This is a genomic window from Aminobacter niigataensis, from assembly GCF_946995915.1.
GTDB classification, from domain to species: Bacteria; Pseudomonadota; Alphaproteobacteria; order Rhizobiales; family Rhizobiaceae; genus Aminobacter; species Aminobacter niigataensis.
In genome coordinates, this window is record NZ_OX341517.1 from 248,814 (window position 1) to 263,568 (window position 14,755).

The following is a 14,755-nucleotide window of genomic DNA, read 5'->3' on the forward strand; positions in this document are numbered from 1 at the left end:
TCGTAATAATAGGAGCACCTGACAGGCCACAACCCTGGCGGGTTTTCCCCGACCTGAAGCATTCGGGCAACACTATGTCCGCGGCTGAATTCCGTGGGCAGTGCGGACACAGTTGCCGGATGGCCGGGGCGTCTAGTTGCCCAGCAGAACATCGAGGATCGACGTTTCGCGGCGCTGGACCGGGCCGCCAACGTCGGCGGGCGGCACCGGGCGGCGTATCGAAGCCGTCGGCTCCTGCGACATGCCAGTTGCATCGCCGACTTGCTGCCGGACAGGCTGGGGTGCTGCCGGGAAGGTGTCTTCGTCGAGCGGCTGGTCCTCGACAGCGACAGCGGGGGCCGCAGGCTGCGGCGTCCAGGAGCCCGGCAACGCAGCCACCGGGACGCCCTCATGCGCGGCGACCATGAATTCATGCCAGGCCAGCGCAGGCAGCGCGCCGCCGGTGACCTTCTTCATCGGCTTGCCGTCGTCGTTGCCGAACCACACGCCGGTGGTGAGGTTGGCGGTATAGCCAACGAACCAGGCGTCGCGCGAATTCTGGCTGGTGCCGGTCTTGCCGGCCGCCGGCCATGCGAAGGCAGCCTTCTTGGCCGTGCCCTCCTCGACCGCGCCGGTCATCATCGCGTTCATCATGCCGACCACTTCGGGGCTGATGACGCGTGGGCCACCGCCCGAGGTGTTCTCGTAGAGCACGTTGCCGTCAGCCGTGGTGACGCGGCGGATCATGTGCACTTCGGGGCGGTAGCCGCCATTGGCGAACGGCACATAGGCCGCCGTCAGCTCCAGCGGCGTCACCTCGGAGGTGCCAAGCGAGATCGAGACATTGGGCTGGAGGTCGGATTCGATGCCCATGCGATGGGCTGCCTCAACGACCGCGTTGGGGCCGACTTCCATGGCGAGCTGTGCTGCTACCGAGTTCAACGACTTCGCCAACGCGGTCTTCAGCGTGACCCGGCCGAAATATTTGCCGTTGTAGTTTTCCGGCGTCCATTTGCCGATCTTGATCGGCGCGTCGTTGCGCATGCTGTCGGGCGTACGGCCCTGCTCGAGGGCTGCCATGTAGACGAACGGCTTGAAGGCCGATCCCGGCTGGCGGCGCGCCTCGGAGGCGCGGTCGAACTGGCTGGTCGAATAGTCGTAGCCGCCGACCATGGCGCGCACGGCACCGGAATTGTCGATCGACACCAGCGCGCCCTGACTGACATTGAGCTTCTGGCCGCTCTCGTCGATCAGCCGGCGGATCGACTTCTCGGCCAGGTCCTGCAACGTCATGTCGACTGTGGTGTCGACGATGATGTCGGAGCGCACCTCGCCGATCAGGCCAGGCAATTCTTCCATGACGCGGTCGGCGACATAGTTTTCCGAACCGGTCCAGAACGAGGCGGCGCGCGTTGCCGGCGCGCTCATCGCCGTCTTCAGCTCCTTCTCGCCGATCATGCCCTCGCCGCGCATCGCCCCCAGCACGAGCTGGGCGCGGGCCTCTGCGGCCTTGGGGTCGCGCGCCGGCGACAGGCGCGACGGCGCCTTGAGCAGGCCGGCGAGCAAGGCAGCCTCGGCCAGCGTCACGTCGCGCGAGGACTTGCCGAAATAGCGCCGCGAGGCAGCTTCGACACCGTAGGAGCCCGAGCCGAAATAGACCCGGTTGAGGTACATTTCGAGAATCTGGTCCTTGGTGTGCTTCTGCTCCAGCCACAGCGCCAGCAGCACCTCCTGCACCTTGCGTTCCAGCGTGCGATCGGGCTTGAGGAACAGGTTCTTGGCGAGCTGCTGGGTCAGCGTCGAGCCGCCCTGGGTGAAGCGCCCGTGCAGGACCCTGGTCGACACCGCGCGCGCAAGGCCGATCGGATCGAAGCCGAAATGCGAATAGAAGCGGCGATCCTCGATCGCCATGACGGCTTGCGGGATATAGGGCGACATCTCATGCAGGCCGACGGCCTCGCCGCCGGTCATGCCGCGATTGGCGACCAGCCTGCCGTCGACACCGATGATCTTGATGTTGGGCGAACGATCGGGGATGGCCCAGGTCGTCGAGCTCGGCATCTTGGCGCCGTAATAGACGACGATGCCGGCGGCAGCGATGCCGCCCCAGATGGACAGCACGAAGCCCCAGTAGACCAGCCGGCCAAAGATGCCGAACATGCCGCGCTTGGGTTTCCTTGAGTGTCCACGCGATGTCGACCGCGTCTTGGAAGACTTGCGCTTGGTCGGGGCCTTGCGGCGGCTTGGCACGACGCGGTCCTCCTCGCGCACCGAAAAGACATCGTCCTCCGCCTCATTGCGCGGTCCATCGAAGCTGGGCTCGATGCGTCTGTCTTTCCGGTTCGCCATACCTGTTTGTCCGGCCCCCATGCCAATGGCGTTCCGGTTGAACAGTAAATGCGGCGATTTAAGGAGGGATTAAGTGGCGGCGCCTGCGTGCCCACAGGCAAGGCTGGGTATCATGCCAAGGCCGCCGACCTTCTCGGAGGCGGCGGCCGTGGAATTGCCAGAAATCAACCCGGAATCGGATCATTCGGGCGCGGGTCGTTCGGCTTGTCGGGGCGATCCGGCCGGTCGCTGCTCTTGTAGCAGGGGCTCGACGGATCGTTCTTGTTGCAGCAGTTGCTGCTCTCAAGGTAGCGCGGATCCTTCGGCTTCCATTCGCAGCGGCGTATTTCGGTCGACTGACATGCGGTCACGGCGGAGGCCGCGACCACGGCCAGGATGACATTGCGTAGTGCACTCATGGGTTCTCTCCTTTGAAACAGATTTGTCCACCTCACGAAGCTTGGTCGGCTCCAGGAGAGAAAAGGTTCAAAGGAGGGTGCAGTTTATTTTTGCTCCGGCTGCCTGCCAGCCTCGGCGAGGTATGAACGGACAGATCGAACGCCTGCACGACAGCATCGACAGGACCGGAAGTGCAGTCGATTACGCGCCTGCAGCATGCCAATCGGGGGGTGAGCCTTGCAGCGAGGCGCTACGCCGACCTCCAGCCGCATGGCCGAGCCGATACGCTGTCAGGGACCCGTGGTCTTGTTGAGCGCGGCCGAGATGCGCTCGCGCAGGAGTTCGGCCATGTCGGTGTCCATATGCAGACGCACGCGGCCGCCGCGCGCGTCGACTAGCGTCACCGCGACACCGTCAAGGGTAGGCTCGCTCGCCGGCTCGACGGCCGTGACCATGAATTCGTGCTCTTTCTGATCGGGTCTTTCGGCCATGGCTGTTCTCCCAGGCTGGCAACGCCGAGCATACGCTCATTCTTCGTCTTCGTCGCCGCCGGGTGCCGCCCACGAATGCGGGGCGATGCGCTTTTGGGTATCGCTGTCGACATAGGCCCACCAGCCCTCGTCGGTATCGTCCCACTGCCCGCCGGCCGCCTTCAGCCGCGCCAGGGAGCGGTACTGGGCGAGCGATTCATTTTCCTGGCCGTCGCGGTCGGTCCAGTAGACCGTGACCTTGGAACCGTCCGTCGGGGCGGTGGCGATGGGTGTCTTGGCGCTCATGCGGATCCCTCAGATTTGCGAACCAACGATAGCCGACCGCGCGGCCTGGTAAAGCCACGCGGCGGCAAAACTCATCGGCGGGTAAGCAAAGCCGCGAGCAAGCCGAAAACGGCGACGCCGACAAGTGCTGTCGTCATCGGATTGTCCTGGGCGGTCTTCTGCGCCGCGCGCGCCTGTTTGCGCATCACCGGCAGGGCCTCGGTGAAGCGGTCGTAGAAGCCGTCATAAAGTTCGGAGGCACTATCGCGGCCTTCCGCCAAGGCACTTGCACTGCGCTTGGACATCGCCTTGGTCAGCGATGCGACCTGCTTGGTGAGCTGGGAAACCTGCGCTTCGAGTTCGGTCTGGATTTCTTCACGAGTCGTGGCCATTCGGGTGCGTCCTTTCATCAGGTAACGCACCCCAAACGGCCAAGCCTGTCCGTTCGTTCCCTCGAAGGTCCCTGCCGCTGCGTCAGCTATGGGCGAAAATGTCCTCTTCGTCCCAGCCCATCAGGTCGAGCTTCGCCCGGACGGGCAGGAAGCGGAAGCAGGCCTCGGCCTCCTTGGTGCGGCCGTCGCGCTCCAACCTGCCGGCCAGCACGTCGCGCAGCCGATGCAGGTAAAGCACGTCGGATGCGGCATATTCGAGCTGCTCGGGCGACAACGTCTCGGCTGCCCAGTCCGACGACTGCTGCTGCTTCGACAGGCTGACGCCGAGAAGCTCGTTGCAGATGTCCTTGAGGCCGTGGCGGTCGGTGTAGGTGCGGGTCAGGCGCGAGGCGATCTTGGTGCAGAACACCGGCTCGGCCATGACGCCGAAGGCGTTGTAGAGCACGGCGATGTCGAAGCGGCCGAAATGGAACAGCTTGGTCACCTTGCGGTTCCTGAGCAGGCTCGTCAGGTTCGGCGCCTTCTTCTGCCCGGGCGCGATCTGGATCACGTCGGCGGTGCCGTCGCCCGGCGAGATCTGGACGACGCAGAGCCGGTCGCGATGCGGGTTCAGCCCCAGCGTCTCGGTGTCGATGGCGACCGCATCGACGTCGTAGTGCGTGAGGTCGGGCAGGTCGTGCTTGTGAAAGCGGATGGTCATCATTGTCTCCGATCGCGGCTTGGCTTCTCACTTGCCGCGATCGGAAGAAAAATCAACAGAAAGTTGATCTTAGGCGGTCACGAACGGGTCAGCGCATCGAGAATGCGGGCCCAAGAGCGCTGGCCCTTGTGGAACGAGGTCAGGTCGTACTTCTCGTTGGGCGAATGGATGCGGTCGTCGGGCAGGCCGAAGCCGACGAGCAGCGATTCCATGCCGAGATAGGTCTTGAAGTCGCCGACGATCGGGATCGAGCCGCCGACGGCGATCATCACGGCCTGCTTCGACCATTCGTCGGTCAGCGCGTCCTTGGCCTTGTTGAGGAACGGCGAGTCGGAGGACAGCTGGATCGCCGGCGAACCGCCATGCTTGTCGAACTCGACGCTGCAGTCGGCGGGAATGCGCGCGCTGACGAACTCGCGGAAGGCGGTACGGATCTTTTCCGGATCCTGCTTGTGGACGAGGCGGAACGACACCTTGGCCGAAGCCTGGGCGGCGATCACGGTCTTGAAACCCTTGCCGGTGTAGCCGCCGATGATGCCGTTGAACTCGGCCGTCGGACGGGCCCAGACCAGTTCGAGCACCGAACGGCCCTTTTCGCCCGAGGGAATGGACAGGCCGACCTCGCCGAGGAACTTCTCGGCGGTCTCGCCAAGCGTTTCCCACGACTTCAGGATCTGCGAAGGGGTTTCCTCGACGCCGTCATAGAAGCCGGGGATGGTGATGCGGCCGGTGTCGTCATGAATGTCGGCCAGCACCTTGGCCAGGATGCGCACCGGGTTGGCGGCGGCACCGCCATATTCGCCCGAATGCAGGTCGCGGTCGGCGGCATGAACGGTGATCTCCTCGCCGACGAGACCGCGCAGCGCTATCGAGATGGCAGGCGTCTCGCGGTCCCACATGCCGGTGTCGCAGACCATGGCGAAATCGGCCTTGAGCTCTTCCGAATTGGCGTCGAGGAACGGCTTGAGCGACGGCGAGCCCGATTCTTCCTCGCCCTCGAACAGGAGCGTGATCTTGCACGGCAGGCCGCCATGCACCTCTTTCCAGGCGCGGCAGGCCTCGACGAACAGCATCAGCTGTCCCTTGTCGTCGGACGAACCACGGCCAGTGATAACCTTGCGGCCGGGCTCCAGTTCCTTGACCTTGGGATCGAACGGATCGGCTTCCCACAGATCGAGCGGGTCAACCGGCTGGACATCGTAGTGGCCGTAAAACAGCACATGCGGCGAACCGGCGGGGCCGTCATGGTGGGCGACCACCATCGGATGGCCCGGGGTGTCGCGGACGCTGGCGTCGAAGCCGATCGACTTCAGGTCGGCGACCAGCCATTCGGCGGCCTTGCGGCAATCGCCTGAAAAGGCCGGATCGGTGGAGATCGACTTGATGCGGAGCAAGCCGAACAGGCGCTCCAGCGACTGGTCGAGATTGTTGTCGAGACGGTCGAGGACCGACGAGAGAGCGGACATTGGGGTGCCTTTCGATTCTTCTGCGGCGCAACCTAGTTGGCCAAAGAGAAAACGAAAAGCCGGCAGGATTGGGCCAACTGCCAAGGCTACGTAAGCCATCGTGGCAATGTCGGGACAAAAAAGTGCCGCCGTGGTGGAGGGGGGAGCCACGGCGGCACATTCTTCAAACGGTGCGGCAGCCCGGAGAGGGGGATGAGGCTGCCGCAGGGTCCGGATAGGCGGGGGACGGGCCTGAGACCGGACTTCGGCAAGAACTGCCGATGCCCATTATTTGTTCCTTTGAACATGGCGATTCAAGGGCACGAAGATTACACTTTTGTAACATGCGCGTGATCGCCCGGTGCGCGCAGTCAGCCCTGCCATCGCCCGCCGATGTATTCCTCGGCCGGTAATACGCCGGGTGTCCCGGGCATCGAAATCGTCGTCATGGATAGTGACGGAAGTGCTCACGAGGGCATTGTCGAAAACACCCACCGAAAGATGGCCGATGTTGGTGACTGGGCTGAATTCTTCCCCAGCGTAATGTGCTCGTGGGTGATCTTGATAGCGACTTGAAACATACCATCGCTCTCGCGCCGCAGCCGCCATTGCAACCGCATCGCAGAGCAAAAAGCTTCGCCAGCGTGTGCCGGGCCAAAACCGGTTCCCCGAGCACGGCGACCGGCCGACCGACCGGCACCGGCCGCGGTCCAGCACGGGCAAAGGACTTGTCAGTAGACGGCGACAGGGCCAGCTTGACCATGGACAGCCGCGCTATGCCAAGCTACCCGTATCGCCATGAAAAAAGGCGATCATCTCTTCCTTGTCGACGGCTCCGGCTACATCTTCCGCGCCTATCACGCGCTGCCGCCGCTGACCCGCAAGTCCGACGGCCTTCCGGTCGGTGCCGTCTCAGGTTTCTGCAACATGTTGTGGAAGCTGATGCTCGACGCGCGCAACACCGAAGCTGGGGTCGTGCCGACGCATTTCGCGGTCATCTTCGACTATTCCTCGAAGACCTTCCGCAACGAGCTCTACCCCGAGTACAAGGCCAACCGCTCGGCGCCGCCGGAAGACCTGATCCCGCAATTCGGCCTGATCCGGCAGGCGACCAAGGCCTTCGAGCTGCCCTGCATCGAGATGGAAGGCTTTGAGGCCGACGATTTGATCGCCACCTATGCCCGGCTCGCCTGCGAAGCCGGCGGCGACACCACCATCGTCTCCTCCGACAAGGACCTGATGCAGCTCGTCGGTCCCAGCGTGTCGATGTACGACCCGATGAAGGATCGCCAGATCAACGTTCCCGAGGTTGTCGAGAAGTGGGGCGTGCCGCCCGAGAAGATGATCGACCTGCAGGCGCTGACCGGCGACTCGGTCGATAACGTGCCGGGCGTGCCCGGCATCGGCCCAAAGACGGCGGCACAGCTGCTCGAGCAGTTCGGCGACCTCGACACGCTGCTCGCGCGCGCCGCCGAGATCAAGCAGGACAAGCGCCGCCAGTCGATCATCGACAACGCCGACAAGGCGCGCATTTCGCGCGAGCTGGTGCGGCTCAAGGTCGACGTGCCGGTGACCGACGTGCTCGAAGACTTCGTGCTGCAGCCGCCCAACGGGCCGAAGCTGATCGGCTTCCTCAAGACGATGGAATTCACCTCGCTGACGCGCCGCGTCGCCGAGGCCACCGGCACGGAGGCCGGCGAGGTCGAGGCTGTGCCTGTCAGCGTGCAGTGGGGCGCCGACGCGCATGGGCCTGACGTCGGTTCGGGAGCGGCACCGGCGGCGACCGCCGCGGCTCCTGCAGCGCGTGCGAACGGAGGCAACGCTGCTGCCGCAGCCCCCTCGTCCGCCTCTGCCGAAAGCGGCAACATGCACGACACTCCCACCGCCCTCGCCAACAAGATCGCCGAACGGGCAGCCTCGCAAAAGTTCGACCATGCCGCCTATGTCACCATCCGCGACCTGGCGACCCTGAACAACTGGATCGCCGAGGCAAGACAGGCCGGCGTCGTCGCCTTCGACACCAAAACCACCTCGCTCGACCCGATGCAGGCCGAACTGGTCGGCTTTTCCCTGGCAACTGCACCCGGTCGCGCCGTCTATGTGCCGCTGGCCCACAAGAGCGGCCGCGGCGATCTTCTCGGCGGCGGACTGGTCGAGAACCAGGTACCCGTGCGCGACGCGATCGCCGCACTCAAGGCGCTGCTCGAAGACGCCTCCGTGCTCAAGGTGGCGCAGAACCTGAAATACGATCTGGTGGTGCTGGACCGGCACGGCATCGACGTGCACTCGTTCGACGACACGATGCTGTTGTCTTACGTGCTCGACGGCGGCACCAATGGCGGCCACGGAACGGATTCCCTGTCGGAGAAGTGGCTCGGCCACACGCCGATCCCGTTCAAGGAGATTGCCGGTTCGGGCAGGAATGTCGTCGGCTTCGACCAGGTCGACATCGACAAGGCGACCGCCTATGCGGCCGAGGACGCCGACGTGGCGCTGCGGCTGTGGCGCGTGCTCAAGCCGCGCCTCGCTGCCAAGGGTGTGGTCTCGGTCTACGAGCGGCTGGAACGGCCGCTGGTGCCGGTGCTGGCGCGCATGGAACAGCGCGGCATCTCGGTCGACCGCCAGATCCTGTCGCGGCTTTCGGGCGAACTGGCCCAGGGTGCTGCCCGTCTCGAAGACGAAATCAACGCAATCGCCGGCGAGCGCTTCAACATCGGCTCGCCCAAGCAGCTCGGCGACATCCTGTTCGGCCGAATGGGCCTGCCCGGCGGAACCAAGACCAAGACGGGCCAGTGGTCGACATCGGCGCAGGTGCTGGAAGACCTTGCCGCCGAAGGCCACGAGCTGCCGCGCAAGATCGTCGACTGGCGCCAGATGACCAAGCTCAAGTCGACCTATACAGACGCCCTGCCCGGCTTCATCAATCCTGAGACCAAGCGCGTCCACACCTCCTACGCGCTCGCCGCCACTACGACGGGACGGCTGTCGTCGTCGGACCCGAACCTGCAGAACATCCCGATCCGCACCACCGAAGGCCGCAAGATCCGCACTGCCTTCATTGCCGACAAGGGCAACAAGCTGATCTCGGCAGACTACAGCCAGATCGAGCTGCGCGTGCTTGCCCATGTCGCCGACATCGGCCAGCTCAAGCAGGCCTTCGCCGACGGCGTCGACATCCATGCGATGACGGCGTCCGAGATGTTCTCGGTGCCCGTGGAAGGCATGCCGTCGGAGATCCGCCGCCGGGCCAAGGCGATCAATTTCGGCATCATCTACGGCATCTCGGCCTTCGGCCTCGCCAACCAGCTGTCGATCCCGCGCGAGGAAGCCTCCGACTATATCAGGAAGTATTTCGAGCGCTTCCCCGGCATCCGCGCCTACATGGACGAGACCAAGGCGTTCTGCCGCGAGAACGGCTATGTCGAGACCATCTTCGGCCGCCGCATCCACTATCCGGAAATCCGGTCGTCCAATCCCTCGGTGCGCGCCTTCAACGAACGCGCCTCGATCAACGCACGCCTGCAGGGTACGGCCGCCGACATCATCCGCCGCGCAATGATCCGCATGGAAGACGCTCTTGTCGCTGCCAGACTGTCGGCTCGGATGCTGCTGCAGGTGCACGACGAACTGATCTTCGAGACCGTCGAGAACGAGGTCGAGGCGACGATCCCCGTCGTCCGCCATGTCATGGAAAACGCCGCCATGCCGGCGGTGTCGATGTCGGTGCCGCTGCATGTCGACGCCCATGGCGCCAACAGCTGGGACGAGGCGCACTGAGATGGAGCTTGCGACGTCGTCGGACCTGCCGACGTTGCTCTCCTTCGCCCTGACGTCGCTGATCATCGAACTGACGCCCGGGCCGAACATGACCTACCTCGCGCTGGTGTCGGCCGGCGAAGGGCGCCGCGCCGGCTTCGCCACCGTGGCCGGCATCGCGCTCGGCCTCGCTGTCCTCGGCATTGTCGCGGCGCTGGGCGTCACCGAACTGATCCAGGCATCGAACCTCCTCTATGAAGGCCTGCGCTGGGCCGGCGTGCTGTTCCTGCTGTTTCTCGCCTATGAGGGCTGGAGGGGCCAGGCCGAGGTCGTCGCCACCGACAAGGACGCCGACCGGCGCTACTTCATGCGCGGGCTGATCACCAACCTGCTCAACCCGAAAGCTGCGGTGTTCTATGTCGCGGTCCTGCCGACTTTCATCGTGGCCGAGCGGCCGGTGCTGTCACAGACCATCACGCTCACCGCAATCTATGTTGCGGTTGCGACCATCATCCATGCGCTGATCGTCACGCTGGCAGGGACGCTCGAACCATTCCTCAACGATAGCAGGCGCGAGCGCTTCGCGCGCCGGACGCTGTCGGCTCTGCTCGCTGGGGTGGCTATCTGGTTCGCGTTCTCGACGGCGCGTTAGGCGGCAATCGCGGCGCATTTGGCGCAGGTGCCGCGAAACTCGATGACCGCCTTCTTGGCGACGAAGCCGGTCGAGCCGACCCAGTCGTCGAGGCGCTTGCCGATCGTCTCGTCGGAAATCTCGGTGACCTGGCCGCAGGTGTCGCAGATGGCGAAGGCCGTCATGCGATGGTTGTGATGGCTGTGGTCGTGCGGCTCGGAGCAGGCAACGAAGGCGTTCAGGCTTTCGAGACGGTGAACAAACCCGTCCTTCATCAGCGATTCAAGGGCACGATAAACCTGCAGCGGCGCGCGGAAGCCCTCGTCGCGCAGCTGGTCGAGCAGCGTATAGGCACTGAGCGGCCCGGTCGCCGCTTCGAGTTTCTCCAGAACCTTCTGCTGGTTCTTCGTCAGCGTAGCCCGCGCCGCCATTTTTCCGTTTTCACCTTCCTCGGCCAGGCCAATACCCGGACGGAACAATCCACCGCCTGAAGATGGCGATTGAACAAGGGGTTTGCTAGCGCGTCCGGCTGCCAAAGACAATGTTGGAGCTTTCAGCCGCCGCGCGCCGGCCCTTACCCCCACCCCTAACCCCTCCCCACAAGGGGGAGAGGGATTCGGGCGACGCCAAAACATGTGACCGAAACCGCTTCGCCCGCATGCTCCACGTCAGGGCACGGATTGTCCCCCTCCCCTTGTGGGGAGGGGCCAGGTGTGGGGGTACAAGGCCACCAAGGCAGGCGAAGGTAGCGGGAGATTTATTTCTTCTGCCGCGCCGGGCCTTCGCGCTCGGCCGAACGTGCCCAAAGGTTGATGTCGGCGTCGCGCGCATACTGGTCGATCTCGGCCAGCTCGGCGTCGCTGAAGGCGAGGTTCCTGATCGCTCCGACGCAATCCTCGACCTGCTCGGGGCGGCTGGCGCCGATCAGCGCCGAGGTCACGCGACCGCCGCGCAGCACCCAGGCCAGCGCCATCTGCGCCAGTGTCTGGCCGCGGCGCTCGGCAATTGCGTTGAGCGCGCGGATGTTGGCGAGCGTCTTGTCGCTGAGGAAAGCCTGCCGCAGCGACTTGCCCTGCGATGCGCGGCTGCCTTCCGGCACACCTTGCAGGTACTTGCCGGTCAGCATGCCCTGGGCCAGCGGCGAGAACACGATCGAGCCGATGCCGAGCCCGTCGAGCGCATCGAGCAGGCCGTCATCCTCGACCCAGCGGTTGATCAGCGAATAGCTCGGCTGGTGGATCAGGCACGGCGTGCCGAGCCGCTTCAGGATATCGGCGGCCTCGCGCGTGCGCTGGGCGTTATAGGACGAGATGCCGGCATAGAGCGCCTTGCCGGAGCGCACGGCATGGTCGAGCGCGCCCATCGTCTCTTCGAGCGGCGTCTCGGGGTCGAAGCGGTGGGAATAGAAGATGTCGACATAATCGAGTCCCATGCGCTTGAGGCTCTGGTCGAGGCTCGCCAGCACATATTTGCGGCTGCCCCACTCGCCATACGGCCCCGGCCACATGTCGTAGCCGGCCTTGGTGGTGATGATCATCTCGTCACGCAGGCCGGCGAAGTCGGTGCGCAGGATTTCGCCGAAGGCGGTCTCTGCCGAACCGGGCGGCGGACCGTAGTTGTTGGCGAGGTCGAAGTGAGTGATGCCGAGGTCGAAGGCCTTCTGGCAGATGGCGCGCTTGGTCTGGTGCGGCGTGTCCTCGCCGAAATTGTGCCACAGGCCGAGCGAAATCGCAGGCAGCTTGAGGCCCGACCTGCCGCAGCGGTTGTAGACCATGTTTTCGTAGCGGTTTGCGGCGGGTTGCCAGGACATAGCGCTTTCCTTGAATTTGTAGACTGCCCCCTCACCCGTCCTCCGCTTCGCTCGGACGACCTCTCCCCGAGGGGAGGGGAGTGCAGCAGCGTTGGCGCCAGACTCTTCCCCAGCGGGGAGAAGGTGGCCGCGAAGCGGCCGGATGAGGGGCATGTTCCAGATCGAACATGCCTTGCCCTAAAGCAAATGTCACCTCGGGCTGTCTACTGCTTATTCGCCAGCAGCCCCCTCGCAGCGGCGGGCCCCAGCGGCGCGGGCCGTTCGCAAGTGGTCTGCATCTCGACGAACTTCCTCGTCTCGCCCGATTTCAGGATGCCGGTCATGACGTCGATGACGTGGTTGGCGAGTTCGAGCGAACAGCGGTGCGGCCTGCCCTGCATGATCGCCAGCGCCATGTCGGCCAGGCCTGCCGTACGGTAGTTGGCCATCATGCCTTCCGGATGCTTCTCGTTGGGCACGGAGAACGGGTGGTCCCATTTCGGCAGCGTCTTCAGCGGCTTTTCACCCTTGGTGTAACGCAACTCGCCGCCGAAGAAATTGGGGTCCGGCATGTGGATGGTACCGGCCTCGCCATAGAGCTCCATCGGGGCGTGACCGCTATCCCAGACGTCCCAGCTGGCATTGAAGGTGAACACCGCGCCGTTCTCGAATTCCATCAGCGCCAGGATCGTCGTCGGCGTGGTCACCGGAATCTTTTCGCCGGCACGCGGCTTGGACAAAATCGTGCGTTCCCTGGCCGGTATCGACGACAAGGCCGCGACGCGGGCCACCGGCCCGATCAGTTGCACCAGATTGGCGATGTAATAGGGCCCGAGGTCGAGGATCGGCCCGCCGCCCGGCTGGAAGAAGAAGTCGGGATTGGGGTGCCACTGTTCCATGCCGTGGCTCATCACATGGCAGGTTCCGCTGGTGATCCTGCCGAGCTTGCCCGTGTCGATCAGGTGCCGCGCCAACTGGTGCGAGCCGCCGAGGAACGTGTCGGGTGCCGAGCCGATGCGCACGCCCTTCTTCTCGGCCCGCTTCTTCAAATCGAGACCGTCCTTGATGGCGAGCACGAAGGGTTTTTCCGAATAGACGTGCTTGCCGGCATCGATCGCCTGCCTGGAGACCTCGTAGTGCACCGCCGGGATCGTCAGGTTGACGACGATGTCGATGTCACCGGATGCCAGCAGCCCCTCGACCGTCTCGGCGCGCAGCTTGAATTCCTTTGCCCGGGCGCGCGCCGCGTCCATCTTGATGTCGGCGCAGGCGCGCATCTCGATGCCTTTGAACGCCGGCGCGTGCTTGAAGTAGGTCGTGGAGATGTTGCCGCAGCCAACCACCCCGACTCCGAGTTTCCTTGCCATGCGATGCTCCCTAGAAGGTCGTGGCCGCTGCGATCGAGCGACGCGCGAAGCGCTCGAAATCGGCAGGATTGTCGTGTTCCATGACGAAGTATTGTGCCGGCGTCCGGTTGCGCAGTGCGATCACTAGTCCCGCCCAGTCGACCACACCATGGCCGACATCCGACCAGCCGTCCTCGTCCTTGGCCTCGCCATCGGGCGCGATGTCCTTGACGTGGGCGGCCACGATACGCGGGCCGAACTCCTCGATCCAATGCAGCGGGTCGGAGCCGCCCCGGATCACCCAGGCGACGTCCATCTCCCAGCCGATGTCGGGCGCGGCTTCCAGGATGAGGCGCTGCGGCACGAGACCTCCGGCTACTGGTGCAAACTCGAAGTCATGATTGTGCCATGCAAAATCGAAGCCGGCGTCCCTGGCTTTCCTGCCGATCGCGGCGAGGCGCCGGCCGAAAGCGCGCCAGCCATCCGCATCGGTCGGTCGTTCCGCCGGTTCGAGCCAAGGGCAAGCGATCAGCTTCATGCCCAGCGTTTCGGCGATGCCCTTGGCTGTGCCGAAGTCCCGTTCGAGCATGTCGATGCCGAAATGACCGCTCGGCATGGATAGTCCGTTCTTGTCGAGCTCCGCGCGGAACGCCTCCGGATTCTCGTAGACCCCGCCATACCCTTCGACCTGGGTGTAGCCGAGCGAGTCAAGGGTCTTCAGCACATCTTCCCAAGGCTGAAAGTTGCGCGCGCTGTAGAGTTGAAATGACCAGTCCATCTCGTTCGTCCGGTTGGTTGCGTATGCGGTTCATCTTGGCCAGCGCGGCATGCGTCGTCTCGACGGCAACCCGCGCCCGAAATCGGCCCGACAGCAGCAGCAGCGGCCAAAAATTCACGCCGTTGAAGTCGCATCGGCTCGTATCTGCAACGTTACAGATTTGAAGCGTAAGTCAACTCGCGACCTGACGCAATGGGCAGCAAGGCCAGTGTAGTGATTTTCTTCGGGACCCGAACTAAAACGCTTCGCCCACGGACCAAAAAAATCCGGCTGGATTTCGTTATAACCGACTATTTTCGTTGTCATATTGTCGAAGCATCCGACGCAGCGCTGCGATGCCGCTGGCAATTCTGCAGCCCGGTCTGAAGTCGCCTCAACGCTCGTTTTGGCCCCTCCAGGAAATCCTACTGCAACGTTACAGTTCTTGTCGGAAAAGCTTGCACGGTCCATGATGCAG

14 protein-coding genes are annotated in these 14,755 nt (G+C 64.2%); 2 read left to right on the forward strand and 12 right to left on the reverse strand.

Annotated elements, in window-relative coordinates; genetic code table 11:
- Nucleotides 1–132: 132 nt before the first annotated feature.
- The 7 genes from O1Y97_RS01245 to O1Y97_RS01275 all read right to left on the reverse strand — a co-directional run bounded on the left by O1Y97_RS01245 (nt 133) and on the right by O1Y97_RS01275 (nt 6,019).
- Nucleotides 133–2,328: a transglycosylase domain-containing protein gene (locus tag O1Y97_RS01245; RefSeq protein ID WP_318762807.1), complete on the reverse strand. Its 2,196-nt coding sequence runs from the start codon at nt 2,326–2,328 to the stop codon at nt 133–135.
- A gap of 164 nt (nt 2,329–2,492) precedes the next feature.
- Nucleotides 2,493–2,726 (reverse strand): hypothetical protein, encoded by a 234-nt coding sequence (locus O1Y97_RS01250; protein WP_108605591.1) that lies wholly within the window; start codon nt 2,724–2,726, stop codon nt 2,493–2,495.
- 270 nt (nt 2,727–2,996) lie between these two features.
- Nucleotides 2,997–3,197 (reverse strand): hypothetical protein, encoded by a 201-nt coding sequence (locus tag O1Y97_RS01255; RefSeq protein ID WP_318762808.1) that lies wholly within the window; start codon nt 3,195–3,197, stop codon nt 2,997–2,999.
- A gap of 36 nt (nt 3,198–3,233) precedes the next feature.
- Entirely contained in the window at nt 3,234–3,482 is a 249-nt protein-coding gene (locus O1Y97_RS01260; RefSeq protein ID WP_318762809.1) for a hypothetical protein, read from the reverse strand.
- A 71-nt stretch (nt 3,483–3,553) separates the two neighbouring features.
- The gene (locus O1Y97_RS01265; protein ID WP_108605594.1) at nt 3,554–3,853 is read right to left on the reverse strand and encodes an ATP-binding cassette domain-containing protein; all 300 of its coding nucleotides are present in this window, start codon (nt 3,851–3,853) and stop codon (nt 3,554–3,556) included.
- An 82-nt stretch (nt 3,854–3,935) separates the two neighbouring features.
- Nucleotides 3,936–4,553, reverse strand: coding sequence for a ribonuclease D (locus O1Y97_RS01270; protein WP_183263008.1), 618 nt, complete (start codon nt 4,551–4,553; stop codon nt 3,936–3,938).
- A gap of 77 nt (nt 4,554–4,630) precedes the next feature.
- Nucleotides 4,631–6,019: a M20/M25/M40 family metallo-hydrolase gene (locus O1Y97_RS01275; protein ID WP_318762810.1), complete on the reverse strand. Its 1,389-nt coding sequence runs from the start codon at nt 6,017–6,019 to the stop codon at nt 4,631–4,633.
- Nucleotides 6,020–6,796: 777 nt separating this feature from the next.
- Between O1Y97_RS01275 and polA the strand changes: the two genes are divergently transcribed.
- Nucleotides 6,797–9,775: a DNA polymerase I gene (gene polA / locus O1Y97_RS01280; RefSeq protein ID WP_318762811.1), complete on the forward strand. Its 2,979-nt coding sequence runs from the start codon at nt 6,797–6,799 to the stop codon at nt 9,773–9,775.
- A 1-nt stretch (nt 9,776) separates the two neighbouring features.
- Nucleotides 9,777–10,406 carry a LysE family translocator gene (locus O1Y97_RS01285; protein ID WP_318762812.1) on the forward strand — a complete coding sequence of 210 codons (630 nt, stop codon included), beginning with the start codon at nt 9,777–9,779 and terminating at the stop codon, nt 10,404–10,406.
- On the opposite strand, the gene O1Y97_RS01290 is transcribed toward O1Y97_RS01285, so the two are convergent.
- From O1Y97_RS01290 to O1Y97_RS01310, 5 genes are all read right to left on the reverse strand, one after another.
- A complete protein-coding gene (locus O1Y97_RS01290) occupies nt 10,403–10,816 on the reverse strand; it encodes a Fur family transcriptional regulator (protein WP_108605600.1) in 414 nt (137 codons plus the stop codon). The two genes, O1Y97_RS01285 and O1Y97_RS01290, sit on opposite strands and share 4 nt — an antisense overlap.
- Before the next feature lie 326 nt (nt 10,817–11,142).
- Nucleotides 11,143–12,195: an L-glyceraldehyde 3-phosphate reductase gene (gene mgrA, locus O1Y97_RS01295; RefSeq protein WP_183263012.1), complete on the reverse strand. Its 1,053-nt coding sequence runs from the start codon at nt 12,193–12,195 to the stop codon at nt 11,143–11,145.
- A 203-nt stretch (nt 12,196–12,398) separates the two neighbouring features.
- Complete coding sequence (locus O1Y97_RS01300) at nt 12,399–13,541, reverse strand: Gfo/Idh/MocA family protein (protein WP_318762813.1); 1,143 nt, start codon at nt 13,539–13,541, stop codon at nt 12,399–12,401.
- 10 nt (nt 13,542–13,551) lie between these two features.
- Nucleotides 13,552–14,298 carry a sugar phosphate isomerase/epimerase family protein gene (locus O1Y97_RS01305; RefSeq protein ID WP_318762814.1) on the reverse strand — a complete coding sequence of 249 codons (747 nt, stop codon included), beginning with the start codon at nt 14,296–14,298 and terminating at the stop codon, nt 13,552–13,554.
- 114 nt (nt 14,299–14,412) lie between these two features.
- Nucleotides 14,413–14,748: a hypothetical protein gene (locus O1Y97_RS01310; protein ID WP_318762815.1), complete on the reverse strand. Its 336-nt coding sequence runs from the start codon at nt 14,746–14,748 to the stop codon at nt 14,413–14,415.
- Nucleotides 14,749–14,755 lie beyond the last annotated feature (7 nt).

Excerpts from the sequence above, each read along its gene's own strand:
- O1Y97_RS01310 (WP_318762815.1), bottom strand. The coding sequence starts at position 14,748 with ATGGACCGTGCAAGCTTTTCCGACAAGAACTGTAACGTTGCAGTAGGA.
- O1Y97_RS01285 (WP_318762812.1), top strand. The coding sequence starts at position 9,777 with ATGGAGCTTGCGACGTCGTCGGACCTGCCGACGTTGCTCTCCTTCGCC.
- O1Y97_RS01275 (WP_318762810.1), bottom strand. The coding sequence starts at position 6,019 with ATGTCCGCTCTCTCGTCGGTCCTCGACCGTCTCGACAACAATCTCGAC.
- O1Y97_RS01305 (WP_318762814.1), bottom strand. The coding sequence starts at position 14,298 with ATGGACTGGTCATTTCAACTCTACAGCGCGCGCAACTTTCAGCCTTGG.
- O1Y97_RS01265 (WP_108605594.1), bottom strand. The coding sequence starts at position 3,853 with ATGGCCACGACTCGTGAAGAAATCCAGACCGAACTCGAAGCGCAGGTT.
- O1Y97_RS01260 (WP_318762809.1), bottom strand. The coding sequence starts at position 3,482 with ATGAGCGCCAAGACACCCATCGCCACCGCCCCGACGGACGGTTCCAAG.
- O1Y97_RS01255 (WP_318762808.1), bottom strand. The coding sequence starts at position 3,197 with ATGGCCGAAAGACCCGATCAGAAAGAGCACGAATTCATGGTCACGGCC.
- O1Y97_RS01290 (WP_108605600.1), bottom strand. The coding sequence starts at position 10,816 with ATGGCGGCGCGGGCTACGCTGACGAAGAACCAGCAGAAGGTTCTGGAG.
- O1Y97_RS01270 (WP_183263008.1), bottom strand. The coding sequence starts at position 4,553 with ATGACCATCCGCTTTCACAAGCACGACCTGCCCGACCTCACGCACTAC.
- O1Y97_RS01300 (WP_318762813.1), bottom strand. The coding sequence starts at position 13,541 with ATGGCAAGGAAACTCGGAGTCGGGGTGGTTGGCTGCGGCAACATCTCC.
- O1Y97_RS01250 (WP_108605591.1), bottom strand. The coding sequence starts at position 2,726 with ATGAGTGCACTACGCAATGTCATCCTGGCCGTGGTCGCGGCCTCCGCC.
- polA (WP_318762811.1), top strand. The coding sequence starts at position 6,797 with ATGAAAAAAGGCGATCATCTCTTCCTTGTCGACGGCTCCGGCTACATC.
- O1Y97_RS01245 (WP_318762807.1), bottom strand. The coding sequence starts at position 2,328 with ATGGCGAACCGGAAAGACAGACGCATCGAGCCCAGCTTCGATGGACCG.
- mgrA (WP_183263012.1), bottom strand. The coding sequence starts at position 12,195 with ATGTCCTGGCAACCCGCCGCAAACCGCTACGAAAACATGGTCTACAAC.